Annotated in this window: 1 pseudogene; it reads left to right on the forward strand. The window is 58.1% G+C overall.

The window, feature by feature from the left end:
- Positions 1–45: 45 nt before the first annotated feature.
- Positions 46–241 (forward strand): annotated as a pseudogene (locus R0J92_RS26115) (hypothetical protein); the annotation flags it as partial.

Genomic DNA, 241 nt, shown 5'->3' on the forward strand with positions numbered 1-241 from the left:
CTGGAATCGCTCGATCCGCGTGTCCGTTCCCGTCTTCAAGGCGGCATGGCCATCGAGATCGAAGGTCCCGATTACGACATGCGTTATGAAATGCTGAACCGTCGCCTCGGCTCGGCGCGCCATGACGATCCGTCGTTCGAGATTTCGGACGAAATCCTGACCCATGTCGCCAAAAGCGTGACAGCAAGCGGACGCGAACTGGAAGGCGCTTTCAACCAGCTGATGTTCCGGCGTTCTTTCG

This window comes from Tritonibacter sp. SIMBA_163 (assembly GCF_046535935.1).
GTDB classification, from domain to species: Bacteria; Pseudomonadota; Alphaproteobacteria; order Rhodobacterales; family Rhodobacteraceae; genus Epibacterium; species Epibacterium scottomollicae.